Below are 14,536 nucleotides of genomic sequence, written 5' to 3' on the forward strand. Positions count from 1 at the left end.
GGAGAATTTCCATGCCCTTACAAAAAAATCAGGTGCTGACCCTGACCATTGAGCGCCTGTCCAACGATGGCAGCGGCGTTGCTCACAGCCCGGACGGCGAGGCTGTGTTCATACCCGGCACCGCCCCCGGTGACGTTGCCGCCATCCGCATCGTGAAAGATTGCGGCCGCTACGCTTTCGGTATTTTGGATGCCATTCAGACTCCCTCGCCTGACCGTATCCCGGTAGATTGTGCAGTGGCCGGCCCCTGCGGTGGCTGCAGCCTGCGGCATCTGGATTATGCCGCTGAACTGCGCGCCAAGGGCGAAAGCGTTACCGATGCTTTCCGCCGCATTGGCGGGCTGGATGTACCCGTGCTGCCGCCCCTCCCCTCCCCCGAGATCGACCGCTACCGCAATAAGGTTCAATTCCCGGTGGGCCGTGATAAGAATGGCAAGCCCTGCATCGGTTTCTACGCCGGGCGCACCCACCGCATTGTACCCTGCCCCGACTGCAAGCTGCAGCCGGATGTGCTGAACGAGATCGGCAATACCCTCTGCGATTTCTTTGCCGCCCACAACATCCAACCCTACGACGAGCAGACGGGCAAGGGGCTGGTGCGTCATGTGTTTCTGCGGCGGGGTGTCCACAGCGGCCAGATCATGGTCTGTCTGGTCTGCACCCGGGCAAAGCTGCCCCACGCAGAGGAGCTTTGTCGCACACTGACTGCGCAGTTTTCCGATATCGCCACCATCCTGATCAATGTCAACGCCAGAAACACCAATGTGATCCTGGGCAGCGAGACCCACACCCTGTACGGCCCCGGGTTCATCGAGGACACCCTCTGCGGCGTTCCTGTGCAGCTGGGCCCTTTGTCGTTCTATCAGGTCAATACCCTGGCCGCTGAGCAGCTCTATGGCATTGCCGCAGAATATGCTCAGTTGACCCCAGATGACCTGCTACTGGATCTCTATTGCGGCATGGGCACCATTGGCCTGTCCATGGCAGACCATTGCCGGGAGCTCATCGGTGTGGAGATCGTGCCTGAGGCCATCGAAAGCGCCAAGGCCAATGCTGCCCGCATGGGTGATGCCATAGCCGCAAAGAGCCGCTTCTTCTGCGCCGATGCTGGTAAGGCGGCCTCTCAGCTTGCCGCCGAGGGCCTGCACCCGGATGTTGTGATGCTCGACCCGCCCCGCAAAGGCTGTGACGAAGCAACCCTTTCCGCTGTCGTCACCATGTCCCCCCGCCGGGTGGTCTATGTCAGCTGCAACCCCTCCACCGCCGCCCGGGATGCCAAGTGGCTAGAAGAGCATGGGTATCGGGCAGAAAAGGTGCAGCCGGTGGACCTTTTCCCGAGGACGAGGCATGTGGAAGCGATAGTTTCGCTACAAAGAGGAATCTAGTGGAAATCATCCGCTTTACGTTGTTTTCTCGTCATGTTGTGTTCGATGGCGAGGGCGATAAACTCCGCAATAAACGCATTGAAAATCATATCACCGTTTCGGTGGTAATTGATATGGAGTGCGGAAACACAAAGAATTGAATATCTAACAATCGGCATAGCCGCAGACTTTAACAAAAAGCCTGCGGCTTTTTCTTTGCCCAAAAACAGAAAGGAGGCATCCGTGAAATGGCAGTTTTTCGGGTAGAAAAGAACAGCGGCTACACGGTCATGTCAAACCACCACCTGCGGAACCGGGCCTTGTCCCTGAAAGCCAAAGGCTTACTCTCCCAAATGCTCTCCCTGCCGGAAGATTGGGACTACACCCTGCAAGGGCTGGCCCGTATCAACCGGGAAAGCATTGACGCGATACGGCAGGCCATCCGGGAACTGGAACAGGCAGGCTACATCCAGCGTTCCAGAGAACGGGACGAGAAAGGGCGGCTGCGCGGTGCAGACTATGTGATCTTCGAGCTGCCGCAGCCCGTTCCTGCATCGGTTTCACCTACATTGGAAAATCCAACGTTGGAGAATCCCACGCAGGAAAACCCTACGTTGGAAAATCCAATGCAATTAAATAAAGATAAACTAATTACAGAAAAACAAAAGAAAGAGAGACAAAATACCGATTCCATTCCTATCCATTCCCCAAACCCCTTGCCTTTGGACAAGGACGAGGCAGTGGCACCGCCACCAGAATGGACGGGAAACCGAAAGGAAGCGGCCTATCAAATCTACCGGGACCTGATTTTGGAGAACATCGAGTATGACACCCTCACCCAGAATCCCCGGATAGACCGGGAACAGCTGGACGAAATCGTGGACATCCTGCTGGAAACGGTCTGCACTTCCCGCAAGTCCATCCGGGTGGCCGGGGACGATTACCCGGCAGAGTTGGTCAAGGCGAAATTCTTGAAGCTGGACAGCCATCACATCGAGTTCGTCATGGACTGCCTGCGGGACAACACCACCAAAGTCCGCAACATCAAGCAATACCTGCGGGCCATGCTGTTCAACGCCCCCAGCACCATCAACAGCTACTATGCGTCCCTTGTGGCGCACGATATGGCGCAGCCCGATTGGGGCCGCCCGCCCAACACCTGACCGAAAGGAGTACCCATCCATGAGAACACTTTACCTGCGGCGGCTGGTGGTTCCACCCTAGCTGCCGCTCTGAATTTTCTGCAACAAGGAGGGATTCATATTGCAGGAAGAAGTCACCCAGAAAACTATTGCCCTGTCCATGAAAACGGGCAAGCTCACTGCCCAAGCGTTGCAAGCTGCCCTGAAAAAATATTTGCAGCACCGGGCCAAGGGGCCAAAGCTGCACCACGGCAAGCAAAGCCTGAAACAGCTGAAAGCCCACGGCGCGGCCCTGACCAACATTGAAGTCACGGAAGCGAACATCGGGGCGTTCAAGCCCTGCGCCAAGAAGTACGGCGTGGACTTCACCTTGCGTAAGGACAAGACCACCCAGCCGCCCCACTACATCGTGATCTTCAAGGCCAAGGATGCGGACAATCTGGAACAGGCGTTCCGGGAGTTCACGGCCAAAACACTCTCCAAGGAGCAGCGGCCCTCCATCCGCAAGGTGCTGGCAGCAGCCAAGCAGAAAGCGGCCCAGCAGCCGAAACGCGCTAAAGAAAAAATTAAGCAAAGGGGGTTAGAGCGATGAAGCCTGAACTGAAAAAACTGCTGGTGCTGAATCTGCCGTATCTGCTGTTCGTGTACCTGTTCGCCAAATGCGGGCAGGCATACCGTCTGGCGGCGGGCGCGGATGCTTCGGCAAAGCTGCTCCACCTGACGGGCGGCATCTCTGTCGCCTTTGCAAGCCCGCTGCCCAGCCTGCATCTGTTTGACCTCTGCGTTGGCGTTGTTGGTGCGGTGGCTGTCCGGCTCATCGTGTACAGCAAGGGCAAGAACGCCAAGAAGTACCGCAAGGGCGAGGAATACGGTTCTGCCCGGTGGGGCACCGCCAAAGACATTGCCCCGTACATCGACCCCAAGTTTGAAAACAACATCCTGCTGACCCAGACCGAACGCCTGACCATGACCGGGCGGCCCAAAGACCCCAAGACGGCCCGGAACAAGAATGTGCTGGTGATCGGCGGCTCCGGCAGCGGCAAGACCCGCTTCTATGTGAAGCCCAACCTCATGCAATGCTTTCCCACGTCTGATTATCCCACCTCATTCGTAGTCACAGACCCGAAAGGCACACTGGTTCTCGAAACAGGCCAAATGTTCCAGCGGGCAGGCTATCGTGTAAAAATCCTGAACACGATAAACTTTTCCAAGTCCATGAAGTACAACCCCTTTGTTTACATCCACTCGGAAAAGGACGTGCTGAAGCTGGTGAATACCCTTATCGCCAACACCAAGGGCGAGGGCGAGAAATCAGCAGAAGATTTTTGGGTGAAGTCGGAACGGCTGTTCTACACCGCGCTTATCGGCTACATCTGGTATGAGGCCCCGGCAGAAGAAATGAACTTCACCACCCTGCTGGAAATGATAAATGCCAGTGAAGCCCGCGAGGACGACCCGGAGTTTCAAAGCCCGGTGGACCTCATGTTTGAACGGCTGGAACAGAAAGACCCGGATCACTTCGCTGTCCGGCAATACAAAAAGTTTTTGCTGTCGGCGGGCAAGACCCGTTCTTCCATCCTGATAAGCTGTGGTGCCCGTTTAGCCCCATTTGACATCCGGGAAGTGCGTGAACTGATGGAGGACGATGAAATGGAGCTGGACACCATCGGGGATGAAAAGACCGTACTGTTCCTGATTATGAGCGACACGGACACCACCTTCAACTTCATTCTCGCCATGCTCCAAAGCCAGCTTATCAACCTGCTGTGTGACCGCGCGGATGATAAATACGGTGGCCGACTGCCTGTCCATGTACGGCTGATTCTGGACGAGTTCGCCAACATTGGGCAGATTCCCAACTTCGACAAGCTGATCGCCACCATCCGCAGCCGGGAAATCTCGGCATCCATCATCTTGCAGAGCCAGTCGCAGCTGAAAGCTATCTACAAGGATGCGGCCGAAATCATTTCGGACAACTGCGATTCTGTTCTCTTTTTGAGTGGGCGGGGCAAGAATGCCAAAGAGATCTCCGATGCGCTGGGGAAAGAGACCATCGACAGTTTCAACACCAGCGAAAACCGGGGTTCTCAAACCTCCCACGGACTGAACTATCAAAAATTAGGAAAGGCGTTGATGTCAGAGGACGAAATCGCAATCATGGACGGCGGCAGGTGCATCTTGCAGCTGCGGGGAGTGAGGCCGTTCTTCTCGGAGAAGTTCGACATCACCAAGCACCCGCACTACAAGTACCTTGCAGATGCGGACAAGAAAAACACATTTGATGTGGACAGGTTCTTATCCAGTCTGCGCCGGAAACGGCAGCAGGTAGTCGCACAGGACGAAAGTTTTGACCTGTACGAAATCGACCTGTCGGATGAAAATGCAGCCGAATAATTTTTATTTTGAGTGCCGCAGAACAAGCGGCAGAAAGTGAGGACCTTATGGAATTTTTCAACAGCGCAGTCGATACTTTGCAGACCATCGTGGTCGGTCTGGGCGGTGCCCTGTGTGTCTGGGGCGGCATCAACCTGTTGGAGGGCTATGGACAGGATAACCCCGGCAGCAATGCTCATGTGCCATAAAGTAACACACAAGAAGTTGATAGACAACAGCCCGTTATTCCGTAAAAATTTCAAAGTAGAATTTCATGGAAGCCATACAAATTGTGTGGCTTCTTTTGCTTAATAAGCAAAGATAAATTTTCTAATACCCTATTGACAAAAGTGTTTGCCTTGAATATAATGTACTTGTACGATAAGTACATTAAAGAACAAAGGAGGGGCGTTGTGGAAATTATCATAAGCAGTAATACGAGCAAGCCAATTTATGAGCAGATAACTTCACAGATAAAAGCCATGATTATGAGTGGCGAGTTAAAAACCGGCGATCCTATTCCCTCTATGCGGGCGCTGGCAAAGTCCATTCATGTGAGTGTTATTACCGTTCAAAAAGCGTATGAAGATTTGCAAAGGGACGGTTTTATTGAAACGACGGTAGGCCGAGGAAGTTTTGTGTCGGCACAGAACAAAGACTTTTATCAGGAAGAACAGCAGAGATTGGCCGAAGAACATTTGCAAGAGGCCGCCGATATTGGGCGGATAAGTGGAATATCGTTGGAAAAACTGATTGAATTACTTACGATATTTTATCAAGAGGAGGATTAACTATGAACGCTATTTTGCAGGTTGAGAACTTGACAAAGCAATACGCCGATTTCAAGTTAGACCATGTTTCGTTTTCGGTTCCGAAAGGAACAATCATGGGGCTTATTGGCGAAAATGGAGCCGGAAAAAGCACAACTATCAATGCTATTCTTGATTTAATTCATAAAGATGATGGAACAGTTACTTTTTGGGGGCAGGAATTATCGTCCACAAAACAAATCAAAGAGGATGTTGGCGTAGTGTTTGACGGAATTAACTTCTATGAAACGCTCACTCCGGCCAAAGTCGGGAAAATTGCTGGTGCTGCCTACAAACAGTGGGACGGCCATCTGTTTCAAGACTATCTAAAGCGGTTTCAACTTCCAGCGGATAAGGAAATTAAATCTCTGTCCAAGGGAATGAAGATGAAGTTGTGTATTGCCGTCGCCCTTTCCCATAACCCCAAGCTACTGATTTTGGACGAAGCGACAAGCGGCCTCGACCCTGTAATGCGTGATGATATTCTTGATGTATTTCTTGAATTTGTTCAGGACGAAAATCATTCCATTTTGATGTCCTCGCATATCACAACAGATTTAGAAAAAGTCGCAGATTACATTACATTTATTCATCAGGGCAAGGTTCTTTTTTGTAAAACGAAAGATGAACTTCGTTATAACTATGGTATTATCCGCTGTGGCGCAGCACTGTTCGACCAGCTCGATAAAGCGGAAATTCTGGCTTACCGCAAAGATGATTATCAATGGAATGTGCTGGTAGCTGACAAGGAAAAAGCCCGGAGGAAATATAAAAATGCCGTAGTGGACGACGCAACAATCGACGATATTCTGCTGCTGTATGTGAAAGGAGAGCAAGCAAAATGAAAAGTCTTGTTTTGAAAGATTTATTTAATATCGGCCACAATGCGAAATCTATGCTATTCATCCTTGTGGTTTTTGCCGTTGCGCTTATTCCGTTTTCCGGCGTAGAAGGCTATATTTTTGTATGTGCGATTTTGTGCAGCATGATGATTGTAACAACCTTTTCTTTTGATGACAGTTCTAAATGGACACGGTATGCTATGATAATGCCAGTTTCCAAGAAAGAATTGGTTGCTGGAAAATTTATGGTGCTGGCTATCTTCTGCGCCATTGGCAGCCTCTTTGGGCTGATTATTGGTTTTATCGGTGGCCTAATCACACATAAAATCGTACTCGACATAGTAGGGATTGGAGAGCTTCTGTTTTTGACACTCGGTGCATGGGTAATCTCCCTTATTTTTGGAAGTATGTCAATTCCTCTTGTGTTCAAGTTTGGCGCAGAAAAAGGCCGTGTTCTGCTATTAGTATCATTCCTCATTCCGGCAGGGATTTGCTTTGGAATATATCAGCTTCTTACTATGCTGGGAGTTGCATTGACAGACCAGATTGTATTTATTCTTCTCTGCTGCTCACCGCTTCTGGCGTTGGCATGGTGCTATGTGATGTATCAAATCAGTTATCGCATTTTTGTAAAGCAAGAGCTTTGATTTCTATTGGGAGGTATCTATATGGGAAGCAGAAGATTTGAAATTACTGAAACCGCAGGAAGTGTGAAAGGCTTTTATGTGGTAGTGGACAGAGAAACCGGGGTCAATTACCTTGTGGCAAAGTTTGGAACTGGCGGGGGTATTTGTCCCTTGATTGACAAAGACGGAAAACCGATTATCAGCGAGTAGCAAAGCCAGCCGAGCCAGTCAACGGTCAAGATAAACAGCGCATACTGCGCTGCCGTTGACAGCCCCGCCTGCCTTTGCGGATAGGCAATCAAGGGGCGACAGCAAGGAGTGCTGCCGCCCTTTCCCATAATCGAAGAAAGGGGGATTTTCCATGACTGAATACGAAGCCTATCAAGAACATATCCGCTATACCCATGATACCTATTGCCGGATTGTTATTCGCCATGCGTCCTTTGACGCTGCCCGTATGCTGGCGGCGAGATGGAAACGGGAAATCTCCCTTGAATATCTGACCGAAGAAAAGTTTGTCCAACTAAGCACCACAGACGAGTATTTTCAAGTGCAGGACTATGGCGAAACTTATCCGTTCTCTGTCCGGGGGCAGACGATACTTTTAGATAGCTGTTCTCTTGCGGCTGCTCTTGCCCGATTGCCGGAACAGACGCAGGAAGAAATCTTTTTGTACTACTTCCAGCACTTGACGCAGAAAGAAATCGGAGAACAAAGCGGCTGGACACGCAGCACAATCGGGCGGCATATACGGCTTGCCTTGAAGCGGCTGAAAGAGGAAATGGAGGTGCTGTCCCATGAGTAACCGACTTCTCCCCTATGACATTATCATAAAGGCACATGAGGGCGACCCCATAGCGATACAAGCCGTCCTTGACCGATACGCTGGATATATCCGCTACTTCTCTAAGATGAACGGCTATTACAACTCTGATATGGAGGACTACATCAGAACAAAGCTGATTGAAAGCCTGTTCAAGTTCCGGCTTGACCGATAACATAGAAACTGAATATCCCGCCGCCCCGCAGCGGCACATGAAGCAGTAAATCCGAAAAAGATTTGCTGCTTTTTTTGCGCCCATTTTTGGCAAATTTCCAAAAGTTCCGTATTAGATAGTGAAACCAAAAAAAGGCTGCCGTTTTTTTAGACAGCGGGCAAAACGCAGCTTCCGAAACGCCTTATTGTCGGGAAAGACCGAGCCGCCGGAAAAGTTCTTGCCGGAAAGTCCGTCATTTTTGCTTTTTGCGGTGTTGTAGGGAGTAAGGGAAGAACGCCAGCCCGCAGCCTTTTATAAAAAAGCTGGTTATAGATTTTCTGAAAAAGTGGCAGTAGCAAGTGAACGGCAGTCCGGCAGTTTCTTAGAGCAAGATTCTACCACGGTGCCAAAATCCGCATATCTGCGGTTTTGCCCCCTTTGGTAAATCTTGTTGGGGAGTGCCTTCCCCAAACCCTGCTCATGCGCCCTGTCGGGCGAGAAAGGAGGTCAACGCTTGAAGAAAAAATACAACACGCCCCACCGCTGCCATGTGGTCAAAACCCGCATGACCGAGGAAGAATACGCCGACTTTACCGAGCGGCTGAAACACTATGACATGAGCCAAGCCGAATTTATCCGGCAATCCATTACACGGGCGACTATTCGCCCCATCGTTACCGTTTCCCCGGTCAATGATGAACTGTTGTCCGCCGTTGGCAGGCTGACCGCTGAATACGGAAAAATCGGCAGCAACCTCAATCAGATTGCCCGCGCCCTCAACGAGTACGGCACACCATACAATGCCCTGTCCGTTGAAATACGCGCTGCCATTTCTGACCTTGCCGCCTTGAAGTTTGAAGTCTTGCGAAAGGTAGGTGACGCTGTTGGCAACATTCAAACATATCAGCTCTAAAAATGCGGACTATGGCGCTGCCGAGCAGTACCTCACCTTTGAACATGACGAGTTTACCATGAAGCCCACCCTTGATGAAAACGGGCGGCTCATACTCCGGGAGGACTACCGAATAGCAACGCTGAACTGCGGCGGCGAAGATTTTGCCGTTGCCTGTATGCGCTCCAATCTCCGCTATGGGAAGAACCAGAAGCGGGAAGATGTAAAAAGCCACCACTACATTATCAGCTTTGACCCACGGGACGCGGCAGACAACGGCTTGACCGTAGACCAGGCGCAGGTGTTGGGCGAGGAATTTTGCCGGAAGCAGTTTCCCGGACACCAAGCTATTGTTTGCACCCACCCGGACGGACACAACCACAGCGGCAATATCCATGTGCATATCGTTATCAATTCCCTGCGGATAGCGGAAGTTCCGTTCCTGCCCTACATGGACAGACCAGCAGACACCCGCGCCGGGTGTAAGCACCGCTGCACAGACGCAGCGATGGAATACTTCAAAGCCGAAGTCATGGAGCTGTGCCACCGGGAAAATCTCTATTCAAATCGACCTTTTGCATGGCAGCAAGAACCGCATTACCGAGCGTGAGTATTGGGTGCAGCGGAAAGGACAGGAAAAGCTGGACAAGGAAGCCGCTGCCTTGCCAGCCGGAGAACAGCCCGCCAAGCCCACAAAGTTTGAAACGGACAAGGAAAAATTGCGGCAGATCATACGCGCCGCACTGTCCTCTGCCGCCAGCTATGACGAGTTTGCCGCCGTTCTCTTACAGCAGGGCGTGACCGTCAAGGAGAGCCGGGGGCGGCTGTCCTATCTCACGCCGGACAGGACAAAGCCCATTACCGCCCGCAAGCTGGGCGATGATTTTGACCGCGCCGCCGTTCTTGCCCTTTTGGAACAGAACACCCACAGAGCCACCGAGCAGACAGCAGCCATACCCGAATACCCCCGCAGCATAAAGGAGCGTTTGGAGAGCAAAAAAGCTGTCCAAACCACACCGGAAAAGGACGGTATTCAGCGCATGGTTGACCGGGCGGCAAAGCGAGCCGAGGGAAAAGGCGTGGGCTATGACCGCTGGGCGGCAATCCACAATCTGAAACAAATGGCGGCTACCGTTGCCGCCTACGGGCAGTACGGCTATTCGCCGGAGGAACTGGACGCAGCCCTTGTATCCGCCAATGCGGATTTACAGGACAGCACCGCCAAGCTGAAAGCCCTGGACGCTGCTATCCGGGAGAAAAAGGAGCTTCAGACACAGGTGCTTGCCTATGCCAAGACCAAGCCTGCCCGTGACGGTCTGAAAGCGCAGAAAACGGAGAAAGCCCGCAGCACCTACCGGGAACGGCACGAAAGCGATTTTATCATAGCGGACGCAGCCACCCGTTATTTCCGGGCGCATGGCGTTTCCAAGCTGCCAAGCCATAAAGCCCTGCAAGCGGAAATCGAGCTGCTTACCGCCGAAAAGAACGCCCACTACAACGAATACCGGGAGAAAAAAGCCCGTGTCAAGGAGCTGCATACCGTGAAAAGCAACCTTTCCCAAATCCTGCAAGGCGAGAAAGACAGGCAGAAAAAGCACGAACAGGAGCGTTAAAAACCGCCCCAAACGATACCAAAACGGGGATATGCCCTGCACCCTATCCGCAATACTACCCACCTTTGAAACGGGGCATACAGCGCAGGAAATCCCCGAAAATGACACCGAGAAACTACATTTTTACCGACCTATCCGCTTATACCAGCGGAAACGGCAGAAAGGAGCGAGAAATGCCACGCATGAGCAAAAAGCGGCGGTTGGAATGGAGTTTTTTCCTCAACCACCGAAACCGTATTACCTACAATGACCTTTGCCGGGGCTGCACACACGGCTGCAAGCAGAGCTTCCGGGCGATTATCGTCCTCTGCCCCCGGTATTTCTCTAAGAGATGGAAACACAGGGAGGACACCGCCAATGGCAGATAACCGCAAATATTACTACCTCAAACTGAAAGAAAACTTCTTCGACAGCGATTCCATTGTGCTGTTGGAGGACATGAAAGACGGGATTTTGTATTCCAATATCCTCTTGAAGCTGTACTTAAAATCGCTGAAAAATGGCGGCAGATTGCAGCTTGACGAGCATATCCCCTATACCGCCCAGATGATAGCCACGCTGACCCGTCACCAAATCGGGACGGTGGAACGGGCATTAGCCATCTTCCAGCAGTTAGGGCTTGTGGAGCAGCTTGACTGCGGGCTGCTTTATATGACCGACATCGAGCTGATGATCGGTCAATCCTCTACCGAAGCGGAACGGAAACGCGCCGCAAGGCTTGAAAATAAGGCACTTTTGCCGCCGCGGACAAATGGCGGACATTTGTCCGACATTCGTCCACCAGAGATAGAGATAAAGAAAGAGATAGATATAGAGTTAGAAAAAGAGGAAGAGTTAAAGGGACAAGCCCTCGCCCGCAGCTATGGCAGATATGAGAATGTATTTCTGACTGATACGGAGCTTTCCGAACTGCAAGCGGATCTGCCCGAAAAATGGGCGTACTATATTGAGCGGCTTTCCGGCTATATCGCGTCCACGGGCAAGAAATATAAAAACCACGCCGCCACTATTCGCAGATGGGCGGCAGACGATACCGCAAAGGCTGCCCCGAAACAGGGCATACCCGAATACACCTGCAAGGAGGGCGAGAGCTTATGAGTAATCTGTTTACAGAACGAGTTTTGAATATGACGGCTGTTACCCCACAGCCGGAGGACTACATGGGCGAGGACGGACTGCTTTACTGCGGCAAGTGTCACACTCCGAAAGAAACCTACTTCCCGGAAAAGCAAGCCGCCTTGTTTGGGCGTGACCGCCACCCGGCAGAATGTGACTGCCAGAAAGCCCAGCGTTTGGAGCGTGAAGCCGCCGAACAGCGCAGAAAGCACCTTGACACCGTGGAGGACTTGAAACGCCGGGGATTTACCAATCCCACCATGCAGGAATGGACTTTTGCCAATGACAACGGGAAATGCCCGCAAATGGAGATTGCACACTTCTATGTGGAGCATTGGGAAACCATGCGCGAGGAAAATATCGGCTATCTGCTATGGGGCAAAGTTGGCACAGGAAAAAGCTATTTTGCCGGGTGTATCGCCAATGCCCTCATGGAGCAGGAAGTCGCTGTCCGCATGACGAACTTTTCTGCGATTTTGAATGACCTGACCGCCAGCTTTGAGGGGCGCAACGAGTATATCGAGCGTCTTTGCCGTTTTCCTCTGCTTATCATTGATGATTTTGGAATGGAGCGCGGCACAGAGTACGGTTTAGAACAGGTCTACAATGTGATTGACAGCCGCTACCGTAGCCGCAAGCCCTTAATCGTTACCACCAATCTGACATTGGACAGCCTGCAAAATCCGCTGGACACCGCCCATGCCCGGATTTATGACCGCCTTTTGGAAATGTGCGCCCCTATCCTCTTTACGGGAGAGAACTTCCGCCGTGAAACGGCGCAAGCCAAGCTGAACAGACTAAAAGAATTGATGAAATGAAAGGAGTTGCCTATGGCAGAGAACAAGCAGAACACCACCCCGGAACGCCGCCCGGACTGCGTGACAGAGATCCGCATGGGCAACACCGTCCTTGTCGTTTCCGGCTTTTTCAAAAAAGATACCACCGACACCGCAGCCGATAAGATGATGAAAGTGCTGGAGGCGGAAGCCGCCGCAGGACACAAAGCCCAGCTTTCGCCCTAACGCTACAAGCCGCACAGAAAAATCGTCATTTTACCGGGCGGTAAAGAAGCAGAAGCCGCTATACAGACAGCCGCCCCATGTGGTATAATCGAAATACGGAATAGTGGGGCTGGCTGTCGGAAACGGAGGATTTTATGTTAAGACAGACCACCCAGAAAATCACTGCCCTTTATCCAAGACTATCCCATGAGGACGAGCTGCAAGGCGAAAGCAATTCCATTTCCAACCAGAAGCGTATTCTTGAAACCTACGCAAAGCAGAACGGTTTTTCCAATCTGCGCTGGTACACGGACGATGGTTATTCTGGTGCGAACTTCCAAAGACCGGGCTTTCAATCCATGCTTGCGGATATTGAAGCCGGGAAAGTGGCTACTGTTATCGTAAAGGATATGTCACGGTTAGGGCGAAACTACTTGCAGGTGGGAATGTATACCGAGATGATTTTCCCACAAAAAGGCGTCCGCTTTATCGCCATCAACGATGGAGTAGACAGCGCACAGGGCGACAATGATTTTGCCCCTCTGCGGAACATTTTCAACGAATGGCTGGTGAGAGATACGAGTAAGAAAATCAAAGCTGTAAAACGGTCAAAAGGCATGAGCGGCAAGCCTGTTACGAGCAAACCCGTGTACGGCTACCTCATGGACGAGGACGAAAACTTCATCATTGACGAGGAAGCCGCACCCGTGGTCAAGCAGATATACCGTCTGTGCCTTGCCGGGAACGGTCCGACCAAGATAGCCCGTATGCTGACCGAGCAGGAAATCCCAACGCCGGGAACGCTGGAATACCGCAGGACGGGCAGCACACGCCGCTATCACCCCGGCTATGAGTGCAAATGGGCGACAAATACCGTGGTGCATATCCTTGAAAACCGGGAGTACATGGGCTGTTTGGTGAACTTCAAGACGGAGAAACCGTCCTACAAGACCAAGCACAGCATAGAAAATCCCATTGAGAAACAGGCAATTTTCGAGAACCACCATGAGCCTATCATCGACACCCAGACATGGGAGCGTGTGCAGGAATTACGCAAACAGCGCAAGCGTCCGAACCGCTATGATGAAGTGGGCTTGTTCTCTGGTATGCTCTTTTGCGCGGACTGCGGCAGCGTCATGTATCAGCAGCGTTACCAGACCGATAAGCGGAAACAGGACTGCTATATCTGCGGGAACTACAAGAAGCGCACCCATGACTGCACCGCACATTTTATCCGCACCGACCTTTTGACTGCGGGCGTTCTCTCCAATCTACGGAAAGTGACGAGCTATGCGGCAAAGCATGAAGCCCGGTTTATGAAGCTGCTGATCGAGCAGAACGAGGACGGCGGCAAACGCCGGAACGCCGCCAAGAAAAAGGAACTGGAAGCTGCCGAAAAGCGTATCGGTGAACTTTCCGCTATTTTCAAGCGGCTGTATGAGGACAGCGTAAGCGGTCGCATTTCTGACGAGCGTTTCACGGAGCTTTCGGCAGACTATGAAGCCGAACAGCAGGAATTGAAAGAGCGTGTTGCCAGAATACAGGCGGAGCTTTCCAAAGCACAGGAAGCTACCGTAAACGCAGAAAAGTTTATGAACATTGTCCGCAAGCACATGAACTTTGAAGAACTGACCCACACCCTCTTGCGTGAGTTTGTAGAGAAAATCGTTGTGCATGAGTGCAGCTACGATGAAAACGGCACACGCAGACAGGATATTGAGATTTACTATTCTTTCGTCGGCAAAGTGGACTTGCCCGAATGACCGCCCGCCCTATCCGAT

18 protein-coding genes and 1 pseudogene are annotated in these 14,536 nt (G+C 51.7%); all 19 read left to right on the forward strand.

The genetic code is table 11. The annotated features are described in order from the left end of the window. Window positions 1-11 precede the first annotated feature (11 nt). The 19 genes and pseudogenes from rlmD (at window position 12) to GXM22_RS08680 (ending at window position 14,518) form a co-directional block, all read left to right on the forward strand. Window positions 12-1,385 carry a 23S rRNA (uracil(1939)-C(5))-methyltransferase RlmD gene (gene rlmD, locus GXM22_RS08600; protein WP_035394343.1) on the forward strand — a complete coding sequence of 458 codons (1,374 nt, stop codon included), beginning with the start codon at window positions 12-14 and terminating at the stop codon, window positions 1,383-1,385. Next, window positions 1,385-1,525: a hypothetical protein gene (locus tag GXM22_RS15055; protein ID WP_166444378.1), complete on the forward strand. Its 141-nt coding sequence runs from the start codon at window positions 1,385-1,387 to the stop codon at window positions 1,523-1,525. Before rlmD ends, GXM22_RS15055 begins: the two co-directional genes overlap by 1 nt. 87 nt (window positions 1,526-1,612) lie before the next feature. Then, window positions 1,613-2,527 (forward strand): DUF6017 domain-containing protein, encoded by a 915-nt coding sequence (locus GXM22_RS08605; RefSeq protein ID WP_005933689.1) that lies wholly within the window; start codon window positions 1,613-1,615, stop codon window positions 2,525-2,527. A gap of 100 nt (window positions 2,528-2,627) precedes the next feature. Further along, complete coding sequence (locus tag GXM22_RS08610) at window positions 2,628-3,098, forward strand: PcfB family protein (protein ID WP_005933691.1); 471 nt, start codon at window positions 2,628-2,630, stop codon at window positions 3,096-3,098. Beyond that, the gene (locus GXM22_RS08615; protein WP_099357169.1) at window positions 3,095-4,900 is read left to right on the forward strand and encodes a VirD4-like conjugal transfer protein, CD1115 family; all 1,806 of its coding nucleotides are present in this window, start codon (window positions 3,095-3,097) and stop codon (window positions 4,898-4,900) included. The genes GXM22_RS08610 and GXM22_RS08615 overlap by 4 nt, the downstream gene beginning before the upstream one ends. A gap of 47 nt (window positions 4,901-4,947) precedes the next feature. Next, window positions 4,948-5,088 carry a Maff2 family mobile element protein gene (locus tag GXM22_RS08620; protein WP_035394346.1) on the forward strand — a complete coding sequence of 47 codons (141 nt, stop codon included), beginning with the start codon at window positions 4,948-4,950 and terminating at the stop codon, window positions 5,086-5,088. A gap of 204 nt (window positions 5,089-5,292) precedes the next feature. After that, window positions 5,293-5,670, forward strand: a complete 378-nt coding sequence (locus GXM22_RS08625; RefSeq protein ID WP_035394499.1) for a GntR family transcriptional regulator — start codon at window positions 5,293-5,295, stop codon at window positions 5,668-5,670. A gap of 2 nt (window positions 5,671-5,672) precedes the next feature. Next, the gene (locus GXM22_RS08630) at window positions 5,673-6,533 is read left to right on the forward strand and encodes an ABC transporter ATP-binding protein (RefSeq protein ID WP_005933713.1); all 861 of its coding nucleotides are present in this window, start codon (window positions 5,673-5,675) and stop codon (window positions 6,531-6,533) included. Beyond that, window positions 6,530-7,177, forward strand: coding sequence for an ABC-2 transporter permease (locus tag GXM22_RS08635; RefSeq protein ID WP_005933714.1), 648 nt, complete (start codon window positions 6,530-6,532; stop codon window positions 7,175-7,177). The genes GXM22_RS08630 and GXM22_RS08635 overlap by 4 nt, the downstream gene beginning before the upstream one ends. 21 nt (window positions 7,178-7,198) lie before the next feature. Then, window positions 7,199-7,366 (forward strand): DUF6440 family protein, encoded by a 168-nt coding sequence (locus GXM22_RS15060; RefSeq protein WP_005933716.1) that lies wholly within the window; start codon window positions 7,199-7,201, stop codon window positions 7,364-7,366. A gap of 151 nt (window positions 7,367-7,517) precedes the next feature. Next, window positions 7,518-7,961, forward strand: a complete 444-nt coding sequence (locus tag GXM22_RS08640) for a sigma-70 family RNA polymerase sigma factor (RefSeq protein WP_005933719.1) — start codon at window positions 7,518-7,520, stop codon at window positions 7,959-7,961. Further along, entirely contained in the window at window positions 7,954-8,154 is a 201-nt protein-coding gene (locus GXM22_RS08645) for a helix-turn-helix domain-containing protein (RefSeq protein ID WP_005933720.1), read from the forward strand. The genes GXM22_RS08640 and GXM22_RS08645 overlap by 8 nt, the downstream gene beginning before the upstream one ends. A gap of 493 nt (window positions 8,155-8,647) precedes the next feature. Next, the gene (locus GXM22_RS08650; RefSeq protein WP_035394351.1) at window positions 8,648-9,046 is read left to right on the forward strand and encodes a plasmid mobilization protein; all 399 of its coding nucleotides are present in this window, start codon (window positions 8,648-8,650) and stop codon (window positions 9,044-9,046) included. After that, window positions 9,018-10,638: pseudogene (locus GXM22_RS08655) on the forward strand (relaxase/mobilization nuclease domain-containing protein). The gene GXM22_RS08650 and the pseudogene GXM22_RS08655 overlap by 29 nt, the downstream one beginning before the upstream one ends. Window positions 10,639-10,811: 173 nt before the next feature. After that, a complete protein-coding gene (locus GXM22_RS15270; RefSeq protein WP_006573562.1) occupies window positions 10,812-11,006 on the forward strand; it encodes a hypothetical protein in 195 nt (64 codons plus the stop codon). Beyond that, a complete protein-coding gene (locus tag GXM22_RS08665) occupies window positions 10,996-11,736 on the forward strand; it encodes a phage replisome organizer N-terminal domain-containing protein (protein WP_099357168.1) in 741 nt (246 codons plus the stop codon). The genes GXM22_RS15270 and GXM22_RS08665 overlap by 11 nt, the downstream gene beginning before the upstream one ends. Then, entirely contained in the window at window positions 11,733-12,572 is an 840-nt protein-coding gene (locus tag GXM22_RS08670) for an ATP-binding protein (RefSeq protein WP_099357167.1), read from the forward strand. Before GXM22_RS08665 ends, GXM22_RS08670 begins: the two co-directional genes overlap by 4 nt. A gap of 12 nt (window positions 12,573-12,584) precedes the next feature. Beyond that, the gene (locus GXM22_RS08675) at window positions 12,585-12,776 is read left to right on the forward strand and encodes a transposon-encoded TnpW family protein (RefSeq protein WP_005946147.1); all 192 of its coding nucleotides are present in this window, start codon (window positions 12,585-12,587) and stop codon (window positions 12,774-12,776) included. Window positions 12,777-12,910: 134 nt separating this feature from the next. Further along, window positions 12,911-14,518 carry a recombinase family protein gene (locus tag GXM22_RS08680; RefSeq protein ID WP_005933734.1) on the forward strand — a complete coding sequence of 536 codons (1,608 nt, stop codon included), beginning with the start codon at window positions 12,911-12,913 and terminating at the stop codon, window positions 14,516-14,518. The last annotated feature ends 18 nt before the right edge of the window (window positions 14,519-14,536 follow it).

It is taken from the genome of Faecalibacterium duncaniae, from assembly GCF_010509575.1.
Classification (GTDB): Bacteria; Bacillota; Clostridia; order Oscillospirales; family Ruminococcaceae; genus Faecalibacterium; species Faecalibacterium duncaniae.

What these genes read in the sequence shown, in the direction of transcription:
- GXM22_RS08675 (WP_005946147.1), top strand. Translation starts at nt 12,585, where the DNA reads ATGGCAGAGAACAAGCAGAACACCACCCCGGAACGCCGCCCGGACTGC.
- GXM22_RS08665 (WP_099357168.1), top strand. Translation starts at nt 10,996, where the DNA reads ATGGCAGATAACCGCAAATATTACTACCTCAAACTGAAAGAAAACTTC.
- GXM22_RS15060 (WP_005933716.1), top strand. Translation starts at nt 7,199, where the DNA reads ATGGGAAGCAGAAGATTTGAAATTACTGAAACCGCAGGAAGTGTGAAA.
- GXM22_RS08615 (WP_099357169.1), top strand. Translation starts at nt 3,095, where the DNA reads ATGAAGCCTGAACTGAAAAAACTGCTGGTGCTGAATCTGCCGTATCTG.
- GXM22_RS08630 (WP_005933713.1), top strand. Translation starts at nt 5,673, where the DNA reads ATGAACGCTATTTTGCAGGTTGAGAACTTGACAAAGCAATACGCCGAT.
- GXM22_RS08620 (WP_035394346.1), top strand. Translation starts at nt 4,948, where the DNA reads ATGGAATTTTTCAACAGCGCAGTCGATACTTTGCAGACCATCGTGGTC.
- rlmD (WP_035394343.1), top strand. Translation starts at nt 12, where the DNA reads ATGCCCTTACAAAAAAATCAGGTGCTGACCCTGACCATTGAGCGCCTG.
- GXM22_RS08635 (WP_005933714.1), top strand. Translation starts at nt 6,530, where the DNA reads ATGAAAAGTCTTGTTTTGAAAGATTTATTTAATATCGGCCACAATGCG.
- GXM22_RS15270 (WP_006573562.1), top strand. Translation starts at nt 10,812, where the DNA reads ATGCCACGCATGAGCAAAAAGCGGCGGTTGGAATGGAGTTTTTTCCTC.
- GXM22_RS08680 (WP_005933734.1), top strand. Translation starts at nt 12,911, where the DNA reads ATGTTAAGACAGACCACCCAGAAAATCACTGCCCTTTATCCAAGACTA.
- GXM22_RS08640 (WP_005933719.1), top strand. Translation starts at nt 7,518, where the DNA reads ATGACTGAATACGAAGCCTATCAAGAACATATCCGCTATACCCATGAT.
- GXM22_RS08670 (WP_099357167.1), top strand. Translation starts at nt 11,733, where the DNA reads ATGAGTAATCTGTTTACAGAACGAGTTTTGAATATGACGGCTGTTACC.
- GXM22_RS08605 (WP_005933689.1), top strand. Translation starts at nt 1,613, where the DNA reads ATGGCAGTTTTTCGGGTAGAAAAGAACAGCGGCTACACGGTCATGTCA.
- GXM22_RS08645 (WP_005933720.1), top strand. Translation starts at nt 7,954, where the DNA reads ATGAGTAACCGACTTCTCCCCTATGACATTATCATAAAGGCACATGAG.